At 62.0% G+C, this 337-nt stretch carries 1 protein-coding gene; it reads left to right on the top strand.

From position 1 onward, the window contains the following. Positions 1-233: 233 nt before the first annotated feature. Positions 234-337: DUF3300 domain-containing protein (locus NMG70_RS33285; RefSeq protein ID WP_254025623.1), on the top strand; the 104-nt coding region annotated here is incomplete at its 3' end.

The following is a 337-nucleotide window of genomic DNA, read 5'->3' as shown; positions in this document are numbered from 1 at the left end:
CGAGCCTGAAGGCTCGCAAGCTCTGTGATTGCTCAAGAATTGTGTGCTGCAGCCCGGAGTACTCAAGCCTGCGGGCAGGCATCGACAGGCGAAAATCGCTGCTGCGGGCGACGGCCGTTCTCGCGGGCCTGTCGTTGCTGGTCCTTGCAGCAGCCAGCCCAAACCATTCATACGCCCAGGAGCAAACCTCCTCTGCCGGGACTCCTCACCGCGAGTCGCTGAGCGAAAGGGAAATGGAGGTGTTGGTGGCGCGCATCGCGCTCTATCCCGACGAGTTGGTGGCCGCGATCGCGGCGGCATCCTTGTATCCCCTGCAGATCGTTGAGGCCGAAAGAAA

It is taken from the genome of Mesorhizobium ventifaucium (genome assembly GCF_935822925.1).
GTDB classification, from domain to species: Bacteria; Pseudomonadota; Alphaproteobacteria; order Rhizobiales; family Rhizobiaceae; genus Mesorhizobium; species Mesorhizobium ventifaucium.
This window is presented reverse-complemented; position numbering and strand designations above follow the sequence as displayed.